The organism is Alteromonas halophila (assembly GCF_014651815.1).
In the GTDB taxonomy this organism is placed as follows: domain Bacteria; phylum Pseudomonadota; class Gammaproteobacteria; order Enterobacterales; family Alteromonadaceae; genus Alteromonas; species Alteromonas halophila.
In genome coordinates, this window is the sequence record NZ_BMXP01000002.1 from 1 (window position 1) to 19,320 (window position 19,320).

The window sequence follows — 19,320 nt, forward strand, 5'->3', positions numbered from 1 at the left end:
GCTGTGCGTCGTGACATCGAGACGTTTGGCAACATCTGCGACAGAATGACCACGGTCAACAACCTGCTTAACTGCTTCTTGCTTAAATTCTTCGGGGTAGCGTTTTCCGCTCATGAGCACCTCTCTGTTTGAAGTTAGTTTATCTAACTAAGAGGTGTCTAGGAAATCAGTGGCAATTCAGACATGCTCTGAATGGATATGAAACTTCCCCCATTTTTATTGCGTAGATGAGTTTTTGCAAATGGGCGCAGTGAAGGAGACGAAGTTGTTTTTATAGGAGACATTGGTTTACCTACTGCGTGCGTGTTAGATCCAGAACTCTGGATTTGGGAGTCTAAAACAATTAGTAATGAGGAGAAGTTTTACTTTAACTACAGCGAGGACAACCAAGGAGGGCCATGGCTATATATTTCAATGGACTCAGGCTTTGAAGGTGTAACGGAAGTTTACTACACAGGACTACGAGTAATTTTCAAAAAATTATAGTGAAACTGCACGAGCCGCGCTCCCATGACGAATATGGATTGGCGAAGTAAATATCCGTTTTCAACTTCTCTGCAACAAGATCATGATCACAGAATTCACTGCCATTATCCATGCGTAGTTTGGCGGGGTAACCCCGCCACGCGACAACGCGTTCCAGCACACGTAGACCCGCTGCGACGGCAGGTTTAAATCAATCTCAATGGCTAACGCTTCACGGTTGAAGTCATCCACCAGATTAAACGTTCTGACGCGCCTGCCGTATTGCAGGCTTTCACACATAAAGTCCATCGACCAGCCGGTAATGGTTGACCTGAGCCGGAACCGCCAGAGGCTTCGGGGTTCGTGATGTGTACAACAAGACACAGCCGTCAGCGTTGAGCGATAAAAGACTGTTTTGATAAAGGTAATGCATTTGCATTGTCATGCATGTCGTATTATATTTATGCATAACGCGTAGTGAAATTACTATCCTTATTATTCGGAGGTAGCTTATGGCTAATCTGGCATTAGAGACTGAATCAACGCTAACAAATCGTTTTCAAACAACGGTGCCAAGCCCTGTGCGCAAAGCTTTGCACCTTGGAAAAAAAGATAAAATAAAGTATTCAATTCAAGCTGATGGTAGTGTCTTACTTTCTAAACTCACCGAAGATGAAGCTGATCCTGTATTAGGTGACTTTTTGGCTTTTTTGGAAAATGATATGAAGAAAAATCCAGCAAAATTGCAGCCATTGGGTGAAGAGCTTAGAAGTAGCGTAAGCAACCTAATAGCTGGTGTTGAATTTGACTTGGATGCGCCTTTGTCAGACGAGGATGAATAAATTTGCCAGGAAGTATTCCTATTGTAGTCAATGGATGGACGTTGTACACACATCCGTTGTTTGCCGAGCAGGTCCGGTCTCTTAGCGAGAAAGTAGAGGCACTTAAAGCAAAAGACCCACAAGGATATAAGACTAAGAATGTGACAAAGCGGTTGGCAGCGATTTACAAGCTCACATTTGAAACTATACCGCAAGATCCAACAATTCCTGAGTATAGGCAGGGTAAGACGTTAGGCGCGCATAACAAGCACTGGTTCAGGGCGAAATTTTTTCAGCAGTACCGACTGTTTTTTAGGTATCACGCTAAATCCAAAGTGATTGTTTATGCTTGGGTGAATGATGAAAAAAGTAAACGCGCATATGAAAGCAAAAGTGATGCTTATAAGATCTTCGCTCAAATGATTGAAACAGGTAATCCTCCTAATGATTGGAATGCCATGCTCAACGAGGCGAAAAAGACTGAGATGTAGCGTAAAAGCTAGTTGATAGTTTTACGTTAACTGCTTTGATATCCCCTTATCGCCCCCGAGGATCGCGTACAGGGACCGATATAGCCGAATGAATAACACCTGTATCTCATGCTCTTTGCTGCTTGCACTAAAGCCTTGAGAACGTACCAGCGTTGCACGAGCCTTACTAATAATCGCCGCAGCCTCAGCATCGATGAATCCGAAATATTTGTAGGCATTTTTTATAGGCCTTGGAAACTACCATCTGCCTGTCTACGCATTTTGTATATTTTTATACATCCTGATCGGTTTTCAACGGTTGAACATTTGATCACGCCATGCCAAATCAGGTCATTCTGACTCAGCGCCGGCGATGGTTTCCTTGTGTCGCAATCTCCATAGTGTGCCATTATCCCGCACAACAAAGTGCATTTAGGCCAACGGCACACCATAAAGATTGACGCCTTTTTTACCACGGATGTTGACGCTGTAGCCCTCATTTTAATTTTACTTTGCTACGTAACCAGTCGTTTAGTTCCTTTGGCAAACGAAGACAGTGAAGATTTCTATTTTACTTCTCTGTTTGAAAAACTGATCTCATAGCCGGTATCTCTTGCCGACCAAAAGCCTGAAAATGCGTGGGTGCAACATCGCACAGCACAAATAGGATGGGTACAAATGGATATGTTAACCGAACTGACAGATAAGGATATTGAAGATGTAACAGGCGCAGCGCTGACACTCAGTTGTTGTTCGTTTGATATTGGTATGATGACGCTAAGCTGGGATGCCTTTAATATCGAAATCGGCGGCGCATTTAATGCGGATTACGGCATGGTTCGCAGTTCAGCCTACAATCGCCTGTAGCCCACACTCTACAATGACTGCGCTAATGGCAATGCTAGTATTGTTGACAGTATGGCTGTTGAATTTTGTCCTTTGCCTAAGCGCAGTTATTTCTCAGTGGCGTCGGAATGGCGGTGAGGTGTTTCTCAGTCTGGTGTTGTTTTTCACCTTGTCGTTCATCATCAGCATGTTTACGCCAATCACTCAGGTGTGGGTAGATACGCACAATTACGCGGTTATATTCCTGCTCGGCTTTGCTGAAGAGTGTCTTAAAGCCTTTTGTTTACTCTTTTTTTGCGCAGCTGCGCTGCGGCCGTCAACGTTAATGATGACGCCGATGCTAGCAAGTCCGGTGTGGGCGTTTGCGCTAGTAGTCGGGCTTATTGAAAACACAAGAATGTTTGCTGAACCACTCATTGCGACATTCGCCGAATTGCTCTATTTGTCATTGTCTGTCACCGATCTTGGTGGTGCATCTGCCGTTACTTTTTACACGCCGATGGGTATTGTCATGCTGGCTGTGACGGCGCTGCCGCGCATCATGCTGCATTATGGTTTCGCCTGGTTATTTATTTTTTGTTGGCAAACCCGGCGACCGCTCTGGTTGCTATTAGTCGCAGGTCTGCATGGCAGCTTCAATATGGCACTGCTATACCTAAACAGTCTCGCAGAAACCCCAACGACGCAAGTGGCGCTCATCGCAGCAGCCTTTGTCGCTGCCTGTTGCCTGCTCTATCCGACGCTGCGTTATATAAGAAAGCCGCACCTTGGGCGACGCCAGATAGGCCTTAGTCGATAACTGCTGAATGCGAAACCGCTCTACGTGTTTGTCCTGTCGTGGTACCTGACCTGCTCATTGCTTTACTGTGCCGAAGGGATGCTCGACGGTTTGTTGCCTTAAAGTCATTGCGTTTGGCATATTTTTATAAGCTTGGGCAACCCGCTCAACATGGTCCTCATCATCGAGCCTACGGATCCTTCTCCCTGCTGTTGAAGTTGTGCACCGTGATTTTATAGCACAACTTTTGCAGGCCATGGCCGACATGTAAGCGCGTAGCGGTTTACCTTTGTCAGTTGAAACAAAGCTAAACGGGATGTCTTTGCCAGCAGGACATTCATAGACATCTTTCTCTTTGTTATAAACAAAGTCTTCTTTGGTAAATAGTCCCTTGCTTCGATTGGCCGAAGTACGAATTTTCGGAACAATTGCCGTAACACCTGATTCGTGAACAGTCTTAAAACTCGAGCTGTCGTCGTAACCTCTGTCTGCAAGAATGGTAATGTCTTGTTTACCTACTACTTGTTGCACATGTTGGCTCATGAGGACAAGCTGATGCCTGTCACTTGGGTTGTTCGTCACATAATGTGCAAGTATCAGGTGGTGCTTGGTGTGACCCTCGCGTGCGGAGGGTGACGAACTGGTTCCGGCACGAACGAGGCCGCTTTTGCTATTTCAGTATTGAGTAATGCCGTGTCGGCGATAGCCTTTAATGCTTACACCTCATTCACCAACCACTTAATCACATTGCCAATAGCGTACGTTGAGTGGTAGTTGGAACACAGGGTATAGCCACGATCTGGCGATTTAAGAACCGGTCCTAAAGGAATGAGTTTTCCATCTTCAATAAACGACGTAATTAAGCCTTTCCATCCCAGGCATAAGCCCTGGCCCGCTACGGCCGCCTCAACAATTAAGGGGAAATTGTTATAGCGAAATCCAATGGGATTCGTTGGCGGTTTAATGTTTACGCCCTTCGACCAGCTTTTCCAGTTTGGCCAGCGCGGATCATCAACGTCCTTGTGCAGTAACGGAAGGCCGTTTAAATCGGAAAGCTGTTGTCCCGCTTTCAGGCCTAATTTATTGGCAAGAGCAGGCGAGCAAACAGGGAACACTTCTTCCTCAATCATCATGTGCTCAAATTCGTACTTACCGGCCACGCTGGAATAATGAAAAACAATATCGGCCTGCGAAGCAATAAGGTCAGACAAGCTGTTTGTTGGCTGTATTTCAAATAAATAATCGGGAAAAGCCTGTTGTAAGCGCTGCAACCTGGGCATCAGCCAGTGAAAGGCAAAACCAAAATAGGCACTGATCGATATCTTGGTTCTGAAGTCGTTGAAATCATGCCTGGCGCGATCTGTTGCCCGTAAAATAGTCGCCAGTGAGCGTTCAATTTCATTATGATATTTTGTGCCTTCCAGCGTGGGGGTTGTTGGCTTGTTTTCCCGGTTAATCAATACCCCACCCAATACCTCTTCTAACGCCCTTATCCTCTGTGATACAAGGGGTTGGCTAATACCCAGCTCTTCAGCTGCAAGCGTCATAGAACCATGTTTAACGGTGGCATCAAAGGCAATAAGGCTGTGCAGTGTGGGTGACTCGTTGCGTTGCTTCATAATGAATTTGCATGTTTTCCATAAGCCTTAGCGGGTGTTGTGCTAATGCGAATTGCTAGATACTCGCAGCCTGACACTTCACAGAGGTAAAATCAAAAGGTGCAACAGATTCAAACACTCAATTACCGCATAGATGAGCAACACGCGCGCGTTCTGGCTTTTATCGATGGTCAGGAGATTGCGTTACCTGCACTGTGGCTGCGGGAGCGTTGCCAGGACAGTGAAAATGTTGATGAGACCACCAGGCACCGCCTGTTTGATCCGCATCAGTTAGAGGCTGATCTGGCACTCACGCACGTGGAAAAGAAAGGTGAGATGCAGGCAAGTTTAACCTTTAGCGACGGTTACAGCGGCGATTACGATCTGAGTCGGTTTAATGCCGATTTCGATTACCTTGACGGTGCGCCAGTGCCCAGGCCCTGGAAAAGCGATATTGATAAAGCCGTTTTTCACGTGGATTATCACGCACTGCACACCGATAAAGGTCTTATTAAGGGCATCGAAAAATTTCTGACCTACGGGGTTATCATTGTTGATAATGTGCCGCAAAACCTTGATGCGACGATTGAGGTAGCAGAAATTTTTGGTCATGTAAGAGAAACCAATTTCGGTAAGTCTTTTGAAGTGTACTCGCGCCCAAATTCAAGCGACTTAGCCTATCGGTCTGTGCCGCTTGGCCCTCACACCGACAACCCCTACCGCGATCCTATGCCCGGCATTCAGTTATTACACTGTTTGCAAAACCAGGCGGGAGAAGGGTTATCAACGCTGGTCGATAGCCTGTCGGTATTGAAGCAGCTAAAACACGAGTTACCCGACGGTTACAAAATGCTTTGCGAAATCCCCGTGCGCTTCAGACATTTCGACAGCGACGTCGATTTAGTGGAACGTCGAACCATTATTGAGTCTGATGCATCGGGGAATGTCACGGGTATTGCCTACAGCCCCCGGCTGGATCATTTACCGCTGCTTAATGATGATGACCTCATCACCTTTCATACAGCGCGTAAGCGATTAGGACAATTGCTGAGTTCGCCAGAGTTTGAGTGGAAGTTTTGTTTACAGCCTGGCCAACTGCAAATGTTTCACAACACGCGTGTTTTACATGGCAGAACAGGCTTCGATCCCAACAAAGGGCTGCGGCACTTACACGGTGCGTATATTGATTACGATGCACCGAAAGGCCGCTACAAGCTGTTAAAACAAAAAATGCGTGCGCAGTAATGGGAGGTAATATGGAAACGGTATCATTTACGCAAATGAAAGACGGTACCAAAGAAGAGTACCTATTTCTGAATAAGCACGAGGAAGCCTTTGCGAAAGGTCTGCCAGACCGAATTCTGCACGCCCTCAAGCAACTGGAAAACACGCTGTCTGGTTATCAGGTCTCGCGTCTGGAGCATTCATTACAGTCGGCGACGCGGGCTGAAGCAGATGGCGCTGATGATGAACTGGTGGTGGCGGCGCTGGTGCATGACTTAGGCGACGATTTAGCACCCCATAATCATGCGCAATTTGCGGCGGCCATTTTACGCCCTTATGTCAGGCCAGAGGTCACCTGGATCATCAATCAGCATGGGCTATTTCAGAATGTCTACTATGCTCACCATCTCGACGGCGATCCGAACGAGCGTGACTACTTAAAAGACCACCCCTGGTATCAGTCGTGTGTGGATTTTTGTGAAAAATGGGATCAGGCATCGTTTGACCCTGATTATCCCACCAAGCCTCTGTCTCACTTCGAGCCATTGGTGCGCCGCATTTTCACGCGCCCTGCGTTTGATCCCAAATATGTGGGTAACCAAACCATGGGAAAAAGCGCTGTCGACATTGCGATGTCCGGGCAGGAAAACGCATAACCCAGCAGGCCACGGTTCGCGCTTCAGGACACCACCGCCTGCGCGGTGGTGTCAACCCGCCTGCCTGAGCATCGTCAGCAAGTCAGTCAGTTACTATTGATTAGGCGGCGTTATACGCATTACAGTTCGTCTCTGAGCGTTTCCATGAAGGTATTGATGCGTTCAGCGTTTTTACCCAGATCACTTTTACCAACCCGGGACTTACTGCGCACATCAACCAGGGTGTTGTCGCCTTCAGGCGTTAAGCGGATCACGACATCGTCTTTAAAGCCAAACCACAGTGTGGTGTCTGTGGCTTCAATTGTATTCTCCCGGGCGCCGTCAGTGACCCGCTTCCAGCCAAGCGTCGCCACCGCAGCTTCGGCTGCCTGATAGACCTCATCCACCGGCTGAGCCAGTTTGACGGTTTTCAGCTCCGGATACGCTTCCAGCTGCTGCTTGGTGACCTCGCCGCCTTCGTAATTCACAGGGTTAGGCGCATCTTTGCGCAGCGGTGCCACGGCCACAAACTCAGGCGGGTTGGTCACGTCGGTGGTGATATCGTGAATGGGGGGGACGGCCGACGCTTTACCCATCATATTCAGTGGCATGTATACGGCGATGAGCGCCAGAATGGCAAACACTGACAGGTTGGCCCAGTCCACCGATTTACGGTTAATCAGGATCTGCAGGATCATCACAATCAATGCTGCACCGGCCACAAACAAACCGTAGCGAATTAAGGTAAAGGCGGTACCCAGCCCTAAGCCGGCAAACTGATACAGTGGTCCGGGCAACACCACCATCAAAAAACCAACGAGGCTGAGTAAACTGCTAATTTTTTTCATCATTGTTTTTTCTTCTCGTGTTAAGTAGTTGAAATACAGTACCGTTATCATGTTGTCACGGCAATGCGGATTAATCTGATTTGGTTTTACCGGGCTTAAATGGCATTGACAGCAACGCCAGTATACCGGCAGACGACGAGGACGGCGGATATTCCTTCAGGCCAATATCCAGCATTTCGTCGGACTGCGCAGCGCGTGGCGTGTAGCTGCCAAACAGCCTGTCCCACCAGGTCACGCTGAAGCCAAAATTGCGGTTGGTTTCTCGGCTGTGCTGACTGTGATGGATGCGGTGTAAGCGCTGCGTAATAAGCACCAGTGCCAGCCGATCATCCCAGCGTTGTGGCAGGCGGATATTGGCATGGTTAAATATCGAAAAGGCGTTCAGGGCAATTTCAAAGATCAGTACCGCCATCACAGGGGCGCCAAGTAGAATGATGACCGCCGCTTTCACAAACAGACTCAGCACAATTTCAAGCGGATGAAAACGCAGGCCGGTCGTTGTATCAGTGTGGCTGTCGGCATGGTGTACTTTGTGCAGGCGCCACAGCAGGGGTACAGCATGAAACAACCGGTGCTGCCAGTAAATCGCCACATCTAACAGCAACATACTCAGGGCTACGGCAACAAACGGATGCACGCTTATCTGGTTAAACAGCCCAACTGACTGATCACCGGCCCACATGGCCACCCCTGCCAGCGTGGCTGGCAGTACTACCCGCGCGGCCAGTGCACCCAGTACTACCATGGCCAGGTTGCCCTGCCAGCGCGTGCGTTTGCGCAGCGCTGCGCGACGCGCGGGCAACCAGGCTTCCAGCGCTGCCATTGTTACAAATACACCGGCAAACACCCCAAGCCGGATAAAGCTGGTGTCATCCATGCGTTTGCACCGCTTTCAGTGTCCGGTAGCCACCCGCAATCCGGGTTACAATGGTAATGGCACACGCGCCGGCAAATATATAGGCGAGCATCGCAAAGTGCTGCGGCCATAAACAAAACACCACAAAGGCAATAATGGTTTCGGTGCCTTCGGTCAGCCCCTGCATGTAGTAAAAACTTTTGTGCGCAAATTGCGGCCGGTCAATCTGGTATTTCTCCGCGGCCACCGCAAAAGCCAGAAAGCTGCTACCGGTACCAATAAATGCCGTCAGCAATACCAGCGCAGGCACGCCCCAGTTTACCGGGTCGGCAATTCCAAACGCGAGGGGAATGGATGCGTAGAATAAAAAGTCCAGGCAAATATCCAGGTAACCACCGGCACTGCTACTGGTGTGCTGGTAGCGCGCCAGTTCGCCGTCAATGCCGTCACAAAGTCGGTTGAGGGCGATACATACCAGCGCCGCAGTCCACCAGGTGGCAATGATCATTGGCATGGCCAGCAGGCCGATGAAAAAACCCGCCAGCGTGACCTGATCCGGCGTTATACCAAGTTTGTCCAGCCGCGTGACCACTGGTCTGAACAAGGGTTTAATGAATGGGGTGATTGTCGCATCTAACATGCTATACCTCGATTATCCTGCCACCGGCAGCGCGAACGTCATCATTGTCATGGGTTACCAGCAGCGCTGGCAGTTGCTGTTCACGCAGTGTTGCAAACACCCAGTCACGGATCTGCGCACGACGAGTGGTATCCAGCTTGCTGAACGGTTCGTCCAGCAATACCGCCTGCGGCTTCGAAGCCAGCGTTCGTAGCAGCGCCACGCGGGCCTGCTGGCCTCCTGACAGTGTTTGTACGGGCCGGGTGTAGAGATCGCCCAGTCCGACCTTATCCAGTTGTGCGGTAATGGAATCGCGCAGTGCGGTCTTCGTCTGCCCGCGACGTGCCGCCGGCGGCACGGCAAACGCAATGTTTTCGCCTGCGGTTAAATGTTCAAACAAAAGCGGATCCTGATACAGCATACCCAGGTTTCTTTTATGGGGCGCAACGGCATCAAGCGGCTTGCCGTTAAGCATAATTTCACCGTCATACCTAAATGGTAACTCCTGCAACCCCATCACGACATTGAGCAAGGTTGACTTGCCGCTGCCCGATGGCCCCGTCACCGACACGACCTCGCCGGGCGCAATGCAACAATCCAGACTGAGCATGCAGGTATCATGGCGGTAGATACGCAATTGCTGTAATGCCAGACTCATAATTTTGACTCCTTGACTGTGTGGCGCGCCGCCGGGTTGAATATGCGCCCAGGCAGCCACCAGGCCAGAACAAAGGCAAGCAGCGGCAGAGCGGTCTGCACCAGTACATACACAGCGCTCAACCGCCGGCTGCTGCCACTGGCCATAGCAACCGCTTCTGTAGTGACGGTTGGCAGGCGGCCACCGCCGGGCAGTAGGGTAGGTAAGTACTGACTAAAGCTTATCGCCAGCCCCAGCGCCAGTGCCACCAGAACCGGTGCAAACAGTAACGGCAACTTAACGTGCAGGAACACAGCCAGCGGTGACTTGCCCAGCCCGTACGCCACCTGCACATAGCGCTGATCAAACCGCTGATAGGGCACCGCCAGCGCGATGTACGCGTAAGGAAGAACATAGAGTAAGTGGCTGATGTAAACCGGCAGCCATACGACATCGGCAAAGTAAACCTGCTGAAACCACACCAGACCAAACAGAAAGGCCACGCCGGGGACCAGCAGCGGTAAGTACAGGGTGGCTGGCAGTATCACCGCGTCGATGTGCAGCCACCGATGCCGGGCGTGCCAGCGCAGTGCCTGCTGGCCTTCCAGTGCAAGCAGCACCACACTGACGGCGGTGACACTCACCGCCAGGCCCAGCGCGAGGGTATTGCGCAGCGGCGCGGCCATCTCTGGTAGACCGGTTTGCCAGTGCTGCAGCGTCAGGGCGTCGGGGAGCAGTGCCGGAAACGGCCAGTAGGTCGCCAGTGACCACGATACGGTACTGCCCAGCATTGTTATGCCGGCCAGGATAACACTGAGCAGTGTAAGCCAGGCCATGGCGGTTATACTGATAACGCCGGAGTGCCGCCTGCCCTGCATGGACCGGCGGCGCCAGAGTAACGCAATCAGTCGCTCAGCGACCAGCCAAAGTATTACGGCAGTAAGGGTAACCCCCACCTGGACAATGGCTGCGGCGGCAGCCTGAAAACGCAGGGACAAGTCGACGTGATTAAACCAGTGCACCACTGCCACGGCCAGAGTGGGGGGATTGTTTGGCCCCAGGATCAGCGGCACCTCGACATTGGCGGTGGCATACGCCAGCACGGCCAGTACCGGCAGGCGCAAATGCGGGTAAAGTATTGGCAGTATAATCGTTATAAAGCCCGTTACCGGGGCATAGCCGAGTGATTGGGTGACTTTGCGGTAGCCCGCAACCCGGGCAGCCATCTGCGGCTGTGACAGCACGCTTAGCACCATTAAAAACAAAAACGGCAGCTCTTTTAGTGCCAGCGCAAGAATAATCGAAATACCGTGGGCATCATAGGGCACCCCCCACTGCGGCGGCAGCGCGCCGGACTCTCCCGCATAGACAAGCCGCGCCAGAAGCCCCGAGGGTGAGAGCACGAACAACAGGGCAATGGCCGCGGCGGCATGAGGCAACACCAGTAATGGGCTTAGCCAGCGCTGGATCTGCTGTAACCAGCGCTGCTGATGAAACACGGCGACCAGTGCCAGTGCGCCGCAAAGTGCAATACAGGTGGCGGCTAATCCGGTACTCAGTGACAGCCACATCATGGTAGTTACCCCTGCATAATCAAACAGGGCACGAAATGCCGACAATGACCATGCAGACTGACCAAGGGCGGGCAGGTAGCCCAGCGCCGGCAGCAACACGCCCACCAGCCCGGCTGTGACAGGCAGTGCCAGTAGCACCAGCAAACCAGCCCGCAGTCCAATAGTAAGGCGTTCAAAACGGGTCATCATAACCGCTGCCCGTAGCGCGCAAACCAGGCCTCGCGCAGGGCATCGGTCCAGCTCGCATGGGGTTCGGGCAGGATGGCGGAAAAGGCATCTGCGGGCAAAGCTGCGGGCGAGGGGGACTCAGGCTGGAAGGCAGCACGCTCGGCCTCGGACAATAACTGCAGATCCAGTACAGTCTGATCGCCCCACACCGCGGTTTTCTGTTTTTCGGCCTGAGCGCGGGGTGACAGCAGAAAATTGACCACGGTTTTTGCTGCGTCAGGCACCGACGTGTTATACGGGATCCCAATAAAGTGTACATTACCCAGACTGCCATCCTGCATGGCGTAGGTGCGGATGGTCGGGGGTAAATCGAAGCGGGCCACGGCACTGGGGATTTCCGCGGCGGTAAACGAAAACGCCAGCAGCAAATCGCCGCCGCTCATCAGACGCTGCAGCTCAGACGCCTGGCGTACCGCGTAATCGCCCTGTCGCCACATCAGCGGATGCAGCGCGTCTAAAAATGCCCAGAGCGGCGCGGTGAGGCGGTCAAAATTAATCTGGCTGACTGGCTGGTTGAACACAGCATGGTCGCCCTGATGTAGCGACATCAGGGCATATTTGAGAAAACTCACCCCAAGGTAGTCGGTGGGAAGCGGATAGGTAAACCTGCCCGGATAGCGCCGGGCGAAGGTCAGTAATTCAGGCAGTGATTGCGGTGGGCTGTCTACATAGCGGGCGTTGTAGTAAAACACCAGCGCCGCTTTGCCCCACGGTGCCTCCTGACCCCGGGTAGGCAAACCAAAATCGGTGACCATGGCCGGGTTGGCTGACGGGTTGGTCAGAGCAAAGTTCGGCAGTGATGCGACCCAGTCTGACAGCAGCAGATCATGTCTGTCCATGGCAGCGAAGTTCTCGCCGTTGATCCAGATAAGATCGACACTGCCACGGGTGTGATTGCCAGCCGCTTTCTCGGCCAGTACACGGGATACTGCGTCACTGGTGTCGGCCAGCTTAACGTGTTTCAGTGTAATGCCATGCCGGGCGGCAACCTGTTCACTGACCCATGACAGGTAACTGTTCACCTGCGCGCTGCCACCCCAGGCATGAAAATGCACCGTGGGGCCGGTTTGCGCCCAGACAGAAAAGGGGGCCAGCATAACCACGGCCAAGATGACGCTAAGCCACTGATGCGCAGTTCCCCGCGTCGAGCAACGCTGTACCTGTCTACCGCGTGTCATTGAGTGCCCAGTCGTAGGGTAAAAAGCCAATGTCCAGTTCACCACTGCGCAGCGCCTGCGTTTGTGCATCGGTCAGCCCCAGTGCGTCGCGGTAGCGAGCCAGGAATGCCGACAGGCTGTCGATACCGCGCCAGCCGGTGGTAAAGTCGTCGCCATACCAGTTGAAAATTTTTGATACTCGCAGGGTGTTGCCCTCAATCCGGTTTCGGCTGCGATCACGCAGAAACTGCCGGGTCTGATCGCTTAGTTGCTGCTCTAACGCATCGCCGGTATAGGCTTCACGGCGCAGCGCCGGGCAGCCAATGCTTGCACAGTTCACCGCAAAGTGAATACGTGGTTCATGGTAGTGCTCACGGATCATTTCGTGCTCAATGTCATCCAGGGTGCGGGTCTTGCCAAGCAGCGGTGCAATGGCCTGTTCCCAGGGGGAGGAAAACCAGCCGCCCAATTCGCGAATGGAATCCAGATCCGGGTAGGCGGTAAGAATCAGCGCGACGGTGTGGGCATTGTAGGCATTGATTAAAAAGGCCAGCTGCGCCGGCTCGGACCAGCGCTCAAAGTCGGCTTTGGAGACCTGTGCTAACGCGGATAAATAGCGGTCAAGCTGGTCGCGGCTGGCGCGCATACCGGCGTAGTCTACCGCGGTGCTGTTGCCATCACTCACCGGTTTCACGTGCGCCTGCAACAGGCGGTGCCAGATTGCATGGTGGTCATCTGCCGCTTTAGCCGGTGCGATCAGGATGCCGATGAATAACGCAAACAGCGCGCCTGTGCGCGCTGCCCTCATTCCCAGACTAGCGGCGCCAGGCATGGTATTTCTCTACCAGTTGCAGGAGCTTTTCTGGCTGGTTGGCGCGTTTCCAGTTCCCTGCCGTATACTTCGCGCCTTCCGCCCAGGTCGGGTAGGCATGAATGGTGCCGAGAATTTTGTTGAGGCCGAGTCCGTGTTTCATGGCCAGAACAAACTCTGACAGCAGATCGCCGGCGTGCTCCGCCACTACGGTGACGCCTAAAATGGTATCCTTACCGGGTGGGGTCAGCACCTTAATAAAGCCCTTGCGCGCACTATCGGTCACTGCCCTGTCCAGCTCGGCAAATTCATAACGGGTTATCTCGACATCAATATTCTGGTTGCTGGCGTCGGTTTCGCTAATCCCAACCCGGGCGACTTCCGGATCAATAAACGTGGTCCAGGGGATCACCCGATAGTCCACTTTAAAGGATTTAAATGTGCCAAACAGCGCATTCACTGACGCATACCATGCCTGATGTGCGGCCACATGCGTAAACTGATACGGGCCTACCACATCGCCGGCGGCGTAAATATTGGGAAAGCGGGTTTGTAGCAGTTCGTTGGTCTCGATGGTGCGTTCACACTTTATGCCAAGCTCTTCCAGCCCAAAACCTTCCAGACGTGCCTGCCGGCCAACCGCCACAATCACCTCGTCGTACCCAATAACCGATTCGTTGCCGTTGTGGCTTACCACCAGCTGACGATCCTGGTCATTGCGCTCAAACCGCTCGGCATTGTGGTCGGTCAGTACGGTTACTCCGCTCTGCTCAAGCTCGGTGAGCACAAAGCTGGCGACATCGCTATCTTCGCGCCCCATTAACTGCGTTTCCCGTTCCACCAGCGTCACCTGGCTGCCCAGACGCGCAAAGGCCTGTGCCAGCTCACAGCCAATCGGTCCGCCGCCCAGCACAATAAGGCGCTGCGGCGTGGTGTCGCGTTCGGCAAACGCTGACCACAGGGTGTCGGAGGTCACATATCCGCTGTCATCAATGCCCGGCAGTGAGGGGACGAATGGGCGCGCGCCGGTAGCTACCACAATGCTGCGGGTGGTCAGGGTTTCCACATCGCCGTTGTCGTGGGTTACTTCCACCCGCCAGGGATCAAGAATACGCGCATAGCCTTTTTTAACATCAACCCCAAGCTCGGTGTAGCGCTCAACGCTGTCGTTAGGCGCAATCGTGGCAATGATGTCGTGAATGCGCTGCATCACACGTTTGAACGGCACAGCGGGCTCAGCGGTGTTCAGGCCGTAGTGGTCAGCATGGCGCATGTCATGCGCTACCCTGGCCGATTTAATCAGTGCTTTGCTGGGCACGCAGCCGTAGTTCAGGCAGTCACCGCCCATTTCTCCGGCTTCAACCAGCGTGACTTTGGCTTTTACTGCGGCGGCAATGTAGCTGGTCACCAGACCGCCGGCACCGGCGCCAATCACTACCAGGTTGCGGTCAAATGACTTAGGACGGGTGTACCCCTTATACACACGACGCCGGTTAACCAGCGCCACAATGCCTTTGGCAATCCACGGAAACAAACCAAGCAGGACAAAAGAGAGGATAAGATCAAACGACAGGATCCCTGAGACGCTGTCGATTTGCGCCAGCTGGGTGCCGGCATTCACATACACAAAGGTGCCAGCCAGCATACCCACCTGGCTGACCCAGTAAAACGTCCAGGTGCGGATACTGGTGAGTCCCATCAGCAGGTTGATAAGGAAAAACGGGAAAACCGGGACCAGGCGCAGGGTAAACAGATAAAACGCGCCTTGTTTTTCCACGCCCTCGTCGATTTTCCTGAGCTTGTCGCCAAACTTGCTTTTCACGGTGTCGCGCAAAATAAAGCGCGATACAATAAAGGCCAGCGTAGCGCCGATGCTCGATGCAAATGAGGCGAGCAACAGGCCCATTCCCAGCCCGAACAGCGCACCGGCTCCCAGCGTCAGGATCGCCGCGCCGGGCAGCGAAAGCGCCGTGATGACAACGTATGCCACAAAGAAAATGGCGGCACTGATCAGCGGGTTGTTGTCGATTTCGGTACGAAATTCGCCTAGCTGGGACTTCATTCCCTCCAGGCTGAGATATGTGTTGAGGTCAAAGTAAAAATAACCGCCAACCGTAACGGCAATTAACGCTATCAGCGCGAGTTTTTTTATCATCGTGGGGGCTCCGTTACATTAAGCTAAAACGCGTAGCGAACTGTCAGCCGCGCGTGGCGAGGCAGCTTAGGCATGGCCAGGGTAGCGCCAAAATACCCGCCCTCAAACACAGGCTGCCAGTTTTCTTCGTCGGTTACATTGACAACATCCAGCCGTGCGCGCAGCGCCTCACTGAGGCGGTAATCGGCAAATACATCCAGGTTTATCTGGTCGCGTATCTTTACAGTGGCCAGAAAATCCAGTGGAAACGACTTGGTATACAGCGCTGACGCGCCGACCTGCAGGGCATCGGTCACAGTCCAGCCACCATTGACTGACACAATTTGCGGTGGGATCCCCTGGATTTGGGTGTCTGACGGCGAAAATACCGTAAACGACGGCGAACCGACACCGGTGCCGTTTATGATATCGGGTCGGCTGCTGTCAAAGGCGTCGCGCACCTGACGGGTGCCCTGAAACGCGGCCGAATTGTCAAACCGCGCATCGAGGTAGCTGTAGCCGGCATTAAGGTAAAAGGCGTCGCCCTGATAAAACAACTGCAACTCCACACCACGGGTGGCAACGCCACTGTTACTGCCATCGCGGTTGCGCAGGCTGCGGGTCTGGTCAAAGGCCGACACCTCGGCATACCAGTTTTCCTGTGGCGCGTATTTCAGTCCCACTTCATATAACGTATTTTCGGTCGCAAAGTTCAGCGGGTTAATCTTGCCATCAGCGGTGAGGGCCGTGCCACCGCCCATGCTGTTTGAGGTGGCATCGTTATCGGCTACCGCGGCATACAGGTTTAGCGCCGGGGTCAGCGCATAGGTGGCACTAAGCTGGTAGGTGGTCAGCGTGTCGGAGTGAGAATCAGACGCCGCCACAACACCCTCTGGCGCGAGGGGATCGTGCGCGGTCACGTCGTAGTAGTCTACGCGCGCACCGGCAATGGTGGAAAACGCCTGTGTCCACTGCGAGCGTTGCTGCACAATCAGGCCGGTCTGCCAGCTGGTGGAGTCGGTGGTATCCGACAGGTTAAAGTCGCCACTGCCGTCGCCGTCCAGGTCATACTGGCTACCAGGCGACACAAATACACCCGGGCGCAGCTCAATCAGCCGGGCTTGTTGCGCGTCGCTTAGCGGTATTTCGCGGTTGCTGAGCGGGCCGGTCAGATCCACCGGGTTATCGGCTTCGGTGGTAAACTGGCTATAGCCCAGCACTGAATTGTAGCGCACCGCCAGACCGACCGTGGTCAGCTGCGTATCGCTAAGCTGGATATCCAGTTCGGTGCGGTTTTCAAAGGTCACCGCGTCGTCAATAATTTCAACAAAGCTGTTACGGGCGATTTCCTCGCGGCTGAGCTGCTGTAAATAACTGGTATTGCGCACTAGCAAAGACTCACTCACCTCACGTGAAAAGTCACTGCGTACTATCAGGGTGTCCGCGCCGTTGATGTCATCCGGGTGAGTGAAGACACGGTTGCGCGGAATGACTACCTCACCGGTGGGCGAAATAATTGCACCGGCACCTGGAACCATACTGCCGTTTGGTTGCACACCCTGACCGGTAATGTACACCCCCTTGTCGATCAAATCCTGAGTCGGTCGGTTAATTCCGGCAATGTCAGGATACTCGGCATCATAGTATTCGGCGCTGACATCCCACTCGGTCTGTGCATCTGGTGCATAACGATACGCAATAAACAGGTTTTCGCTTTGCTGGTGGGCAAAGTCAAAATAACTGCCGTGATCGAGCCATTCGGCACTGACGCGAATGCCATGATGGCCTTCGTCGATAGCCCTGCCATAATCGACCTGCATCGAATACTGATCCCAGCGGCCCGCGCGCAGGGTAATATCACCGCCGCTGCCTGTCAGCGGGGCACGCTTGGTTTGCAGGTTAACAAACCCACCGTTTCTTTGCGTACTGCCAAACAGAACCGGCGAAGGGCCTTTCACCACATCGATCTGTGTGACACTGTTAAATGACAGCGGCAGCCCAAAGCCGTTATTGCCCGCCTGACGGCGCACGCCGTCCTGAAACAGCTCACCGAGCTGACCGCGAACACTTGGCAGACTGGGTGTGCCGAACCCGCTTGATGCGTAGGTATTGGGGGCAGCCTTGACAATATCATGCAGCGTATTCACATTCAGCGCGTCCATCAGCTCTTCGGAAAAGGATGTGACCGAGCGCGGGGTATCCGATGCTGACAGACCGGCACCAAAAACCCCGTCCAGAATATTGTCGCCTGGGTTCAGCGTATCGGCCGACTGCTTGCTGCCTTTTACTTCAACAACCTCGATGTCTTCTGGCTGCTGAGCGGCCACGGTCGCGGCGGCGAATAGCTGTGCACACAAGACAATAGAGGCGGATCGTGGTTTCATTACTTCTTACCTGCGGGTTTCTGTGCCGACTATGACCGGAACACCGCGCTATTTATTTCAACGTATCAGTTATTTGTATCTTCCTTAACTCTTTGAAATAAAAAGCACGCTTGTCCGTTCTTCTCTTACACTTATTTTAATAGCATACGTAATAGCGAGGCATTTATATGCAAAAACAACCCGACACGCTTTCTGACAACATTACCGGACGGCTATCCTGGGCGCTACTGGTGCTGCGCCTGACAGTATTCATCGTGATGTTTGTCTGGACGCTGGATAAATTTGTCAATCCGGCGCACGGCGCCAAAATATTTGAAGCGTTTTACGGCATTGGCGGCGTGCCTGAAACGGCCATATTCGTCCTGGGTGCGGTGCAGCTGCTGCTGGTACTGGCGTTTGTTGCTGGGCTGTTTAAGCGCGTGACCTACGGGTTAGTGTTTGTACTGCATGGCCTGTCGACGCTGTCATCATTCCCGCAGTATATAGATGCCTTCAACAATCTGCTGTTTTTTGCTGCCTGGCCGATGTGGGGCGCATGTTTTGCGCTGTACCTGCTGCGCGATGCCGACACCCGGTTTGCTTTAGGTAAGTGACGCTGACGGCGTCCTTCCCTGGTTTCGCAGTACAAGGTGTTGCAGTGGCGAGTAGTCCCGCATCGGCGAGATGTTATGGCGGCTCGCCCCTGGCATGACTGGCCGCTCAGGATTTTTGGGAAGCATTAATGGGTCGATCCAGCAGGACCGGCCCCGGTCCCTGCGCGGCCAGCTTATCATCTGCATTGTACATTGGGCATTTGTGCATTGATAAACACCCGCAACCAATACAGCCAGTGAGTGAGTCCCTTAGCCGTTGCAAATAATCAATACGCTCACTGAGCTGCTGATGCCATGCGGAGGACAGTTGCTGCCAGTCCTTTTTATCCGGTGCACGGTGTCTGGGCAGCGCGGAAAAGGCCTGCTGAATTTCAGAGAGCGTGATCCCCATTTTTTGCGCAGCTTTAATCACAGCCACACGCCGTAATACATCAGCCCCATAGCGGCGCCGGTTGCCTGCATTTCGACCGGCAGTAATCAGACCTTTTCTTTCATAAAAATGCAGCGCAGATACCGCCACACCACTGCGTGCAGCTACCTGCCCCACGCTGAATTCCTGTGATTTCATAATAGTAAAAAAGTCCTTTATCTCAACTTAGGTTGAGGTTTTAGTCTACTACTGAGACTAGCAAAAGGAGAAAT

The 19,320-nt window shown here is 53.0% G+C and carries 19 protein-coding genes and 2 pseudogenes; 7 read left to right on the plus strand and 14 right to left on the minus strand.

Annotated elements, in window-relative coordinates; all coding sequences use genetic code 11:
• A partial coding sequence (locus IE054_RS04015; RefSeq protein ID WP_189403804.1) for a transposase occupies positions 1-114 on the minus strand: 114 nt, incomplete at its 3' end.
• Positions 115-577: 463 nt separating this feature from the next.
• Positions 578-832, minus strand: a pseudogene (locus IE054_RS04020) (DDE-type integrase/transposase/recombinase); the annotation flags it as partial.
• A 145-nt stretch (positions 833-977) separates the two neighbouring features.
• On the opposite strand from IE054_RS04020, the gene IE054_RS04025 reads away from it, so the two are divergent.
• The 4 genes from IE054_RS04025 (at position 978) to IE054_RS04040 (ending at position 3,401) form a co-directional block, all read left to right on the plus strand.
• Positions 978-1,307 (plus strand): type II toxin-antitoxin system PrlF family antitoxin, encoded by a 330-nt coding sequence (locus tag IE054_RS04025; RefSeq protein WP_189403805.1) that lies wholly within the window; start codon positions 978-980, stop codon positions 1,305-1,307.
• Positions 1,308-1,309: 2 nt separating this feature from the next.
• Positions 1,310-1,777, plus strand: coding sequence for a type II toxin-antitoxin system YhaV family toxin (locus tag IE054_RS04030; protein ID WP_189403806.1), 468 nt, complete (start codon positions 1,310-1,312; stop codon positions 1,775-1,777).
• A 657-nt stretch (positions 1,778-2,434) separates the two neighbouring features.
• A complete protein-coding gene (locus IE054_RS04035; RefSeq protein WP_189403807.1) occupies positions 2,435-2,623 on the plus strand; it encodes a hypothetical protein in 189 nt (62 codons plus the stop codon).
• Positions 2,624-2,648: 25 nt separating this feature from the next.
• Entirely contained in the window at positions 2,649-3,401 is a 753-nt protein-coding gene (locus tag IE054_RS04040; RefSeq protein WP_189403808.1) for a hypothetical protein, read from the plus strand.
• A gap of 57 nt (positions 3,402-3,458) precedes the next feature.
• Here IE054_RS04040 and IE054_RS04045 read toward each other — a convergent pair.
• A pseudogene (locus IE054_RS04045) lies at positions 3,459-3,992 on the minus strand (transposase); the annotation flags it as partial.
• A gap of 104 nt (positions 3,993-4,096) precedes the next feature.
• A complete protein-coding gene (locus IE054_RS04050) occupies positions 4,097-4,999 on the minus strand; it encodes a LysR substrate-binding domain-containing protein (RefSeq protein ID WP_189403809.1) in 903 nt (300 codons plus the stop codon).
• Between the two features lie 99 nt (positions 5,000-5,098).
• Between IE054_RS04050 and IE054_RS04055 the strand changes: the two genes are divergently transcribed.
• Positions 5,099-6,223, plus strand: coding sequence for a TauD/TfdA family dioxygenase (locus IE054_RS04055; protein WP_229805000.1), 1,125 nt, complete (start codon positions 5,099-5,101; stop codon positions 6,221-6,223).
• 11 nt (positions 6,224-6,234) lie between these two features.
• Entirely contained in the window at positions 6,235-6,858 is a 624-nt protein-coding gene (locus IE054_RS04060; RefSeq protein ID WP_189403810.1) for an HD domain-containing protein, read from the plus strand.
• Positions 6,859-6,977: 119 nt separating this feature from the next.
• Here IE054_RS04060 and IE054_RS04065 read toward each other — a convergent pair whose 3' ends face one another.
• The 9 genes from IE054_RS04065 to IE054_RS04105 all read right to left on the minus strand — a co-directional run bounded on the left by IE054_RS04065 (position 6,978) and on the right by IE054_RS04105 (position 18,085).
• The gene (locus IE054_RS04065; RefSeq protein ID WP_189404721.1) at positions 6,978-7,685 is read right to left on the minus strand and encodes a DUF1499 domain-containing protein; all 708 of its coding nucleotides are present in this window, start codon (positions 7,683-7,685) and stop codon (positions 6,978-6,980) included.
• A 70-nt stretch (positions 7,686-7,755) separates the two neighbouring features.
• Positions 7,756-8,562, minus strand: coding sequence for a sterol desaturase family protein (locus IE054_RS04070; RefSeq protein ID WP_189403811.1), 807 nt, complete (start codon positions 8,560-8,562; stop codon positions 7,756-7,758).
• Positions 8,555-9,181 (minus strand): CDP-alcohol phosphatidyltransferase family protein, encoded by a 627-nt coding sequence (locus tag IE054_RS04075; RefSeq protein WP_189403812.1) that lies wholly within the window; start codon positions 9,179-9,181, stop codon positions 8,555-8,557. Before IE054_RS04075 ends, IE054_RS04070 begins: the two co-directional genes overlap by 8 nt.
• A 1-nt stretch (position 9,182) precedes the next feature.
• A complete protein-coding gene (locus IE054_RS04080; protein WP_189403813.1) occupies positions 9,183-9,818 on the minus strand; it encodes an ATP-binding cassette domain-containing protein in 636 nt (211 codons plus the stop codon).
• The gene (locus tag IE054_RS04085; RefSeq protein ID WP_229805001.1) at positions 9,815-11,560 is read right to left on the minus strand and encodes an ABC transporter permease; all 1,746 of its coding nucleotides are present in this window, start codon (positions 11,558-11,560) and stop codon (positions 9,815-9,817) included. The genes IE054_RS04080 and IE054_RS04085 overlap by 4 nt, the downstream gene beginning before the upstream one ends.
• Positions 11,557-12,696: an ABC transporter substrate-binding protein gene (locus IE054_RS04090; RefSeq protein ID WP_229805029.1), complete on the minus strand. Its 1,140-nt coding sequence runs from the start codon at positions 12,694-12,696 to the stop codon at positions 11,557-11,559. Before IE054_RS04090 ends, IE054_RS04085 begins: the two co-directional genes overlap by 4 nt.
• Before the next feature lie 67 nt (positions 12,697-12,763).
• Positions 12,764-13,588, minus strand: a complete 825-nt coding sequence (locus IE054_RS04095) for a DUF547 domain-containing protein (RefSeq protein ID WP_189403815.1) — start codon at positions 13,586-13,588, stop codon at positions 12,764-12,766.
• The gene (locus tag IE054_RS04100; protein WP_189403816.1) at positions 13,572-15,722 is read right to left on the minus strand and encodes a dihydrolipoyl dehydrogenase family protein; all 2,151 of its coding nucleotides are present in this window, start codon (positions 15,720-15,722) and stop codon (positions 13,572-13,574) included. Before IE054_RS04100 ends, IE054_RS04095 begins: the two co-directional genes overlap by 17 nt.
• A gap of 23 nt (positions 15,723-15,745) precedes the next feature.
• Positions 15,746-18,085 carry a TonB-dependent receptor gene (locus IE054_RS04105; RefSeq protein ID WP_189403817.1) on the minus strand — a complete coding sequence of 780 codons (2,340 nt, stop codon included), beginning with the start codon at positions 18,083-18,085 and terminating at the stop codon, positions 15,746-15,748.
• A gap of 167 nt (positions 18,086-18,252) precedes the next feature.
• Between IE054_RS04105 and IE054_RS04110 the strand changes: the two genes are divergently transcribed.
• A complete protein-coding gene (locus tag IE054_RS04110) occupies positions 18,253-18,678 on the plus strand; it encodes a hypothetical protein (RefSeq protein ID WP_189403818.1) in 426 nt (141 codons plus the stop codon).
• Positions 18,679-18,784: 106 nt separating this feature from the next.
• Here IE054_RS04110 and soxR read toward each other — a convergent pair whose 3' ends face one another.
• Complete coding sequence (soxR, locus tag IE054_RS04115) at positions 18,785-19,246, minus strand: redox-sensitive transcriptional activator SoxR (protein WP_189403819.1); 462 nt, start codon at positions 19,244-19,246, stop codon at positions 18,785-18,787.
• Between the last annotated feature and the right edge of the window lie 74 nt (positions 19,247-19,320).

Bases quoted from the DNA above. Each gene is read 5' to 3' on its own strand.
- IE054_RS04025 (WP_189403805.1), top strand. From the start codon at position 978: ATGGCTAATCTGGCATTAGAGACTGAATCAACGCTAACAAATCGTTTT.
- IE054_RS04035 (WP_189403807.1), top strand. From the start codon at position 2,435: ATGGATATGTTAACCGAACTGACAGATAAGGATATTGAAGATGTAACA.
- IE054_RS04040 (WP_189403808.1), top strand. From the start codon at position 2,649: ATGGCAATGCTAGTATTGTTGACAGTATGGCTGTTGAATTTTGTCCTT.
- IE054_RS04050 (WP_189403809.1), bottom strand. From the start codon at position 4,999: ATGAAGCAACGCAACGAGTCACCCACACTGCACAGCCTTATTGCCTTT.
- IE054_RS04060 (WP_189403810.1), top strand. From the start codon at position 6,235: ATGGAAACGGTATCATTTACGCAAATGAAAGACGGTACCAAAGAAGAG.
- IE054_RS04065 (WP_189404721.1), bottom strand. From the start codon at position 7,685: ATGAAAAAAATTAGCAGTTTACTCAGCCTCGTTGGTTTTTTGATGGTG.
- IE054_RS04070 (WP_189403811.1), bottom strand. From the start codon at position 8,562: ATGGATGACACCAGCTTTATCCGGCTTGGGGTGTTTGCCGGTGTATTT.
- IE054_RS04075 (WP_189403812.1), bottom strand. From the start codon at position 9,181: ATGTTAGATGCGACAATCACCCCATTCATTAAACCCTTGTTCAGACCA.
- IE054_RS04080 (WP_189403813.1), bottom strand. From the start codon at position 9,818: ATGAGTCTGGCATTACAGCAATTGCGTATCTACCGCCATGATACCTGC.
- IE054_RS04085 (WP_229805001.1), bottom strand. From the start codon at position 11,560: ATGATGACCCGTTTTGAACGCCTTACTATTGGACTGCGGGCTGGTTTG.
- IE054_RS04090 (WP_229805029.1), bottom strand. From the start codon at position 12,696: ATGCTGGCCCCCTTTTCTGTCTGGGCGCAAACCGGCCCCACGGTGCAT.
- IE054_RS04095 (WP_189403815.1), bottom strand. From the start codon at position 13,588: ATGCCTGGCGCCGCTAGTCTGGGAATGAGGGCAGCGCGCACAGGCGCG.
- IE054_RS04100 (WP_189403816.1), bottom strand. From the start codon at position 15,722: ATGATAAAAAAACTCGCGCTGATAGCGTTAATTGCCGTTACGGTTGGC.
- IE054_RS04105 (WP_189403817.1), bottom strand. From the start codon at position 18,085: ATGAAACCACGATCCGCCTCTATTGTCTTGTGTGCACAGCTATTCGCC.
- IE054_RS04110 (WP_189403818.1), top strand. From the start codon at position 18,253: ATGCAAAAACAACCCGACACGCTTTCTGACAACATTACCGGACGGCTA.
- soxR (WP_189403819.1), bottom strand. From the start codon at position 19,246: ATGAAATCACAGGAATTCAGCGTGGGGCAGGTAGCTGCACGCAGTGGT.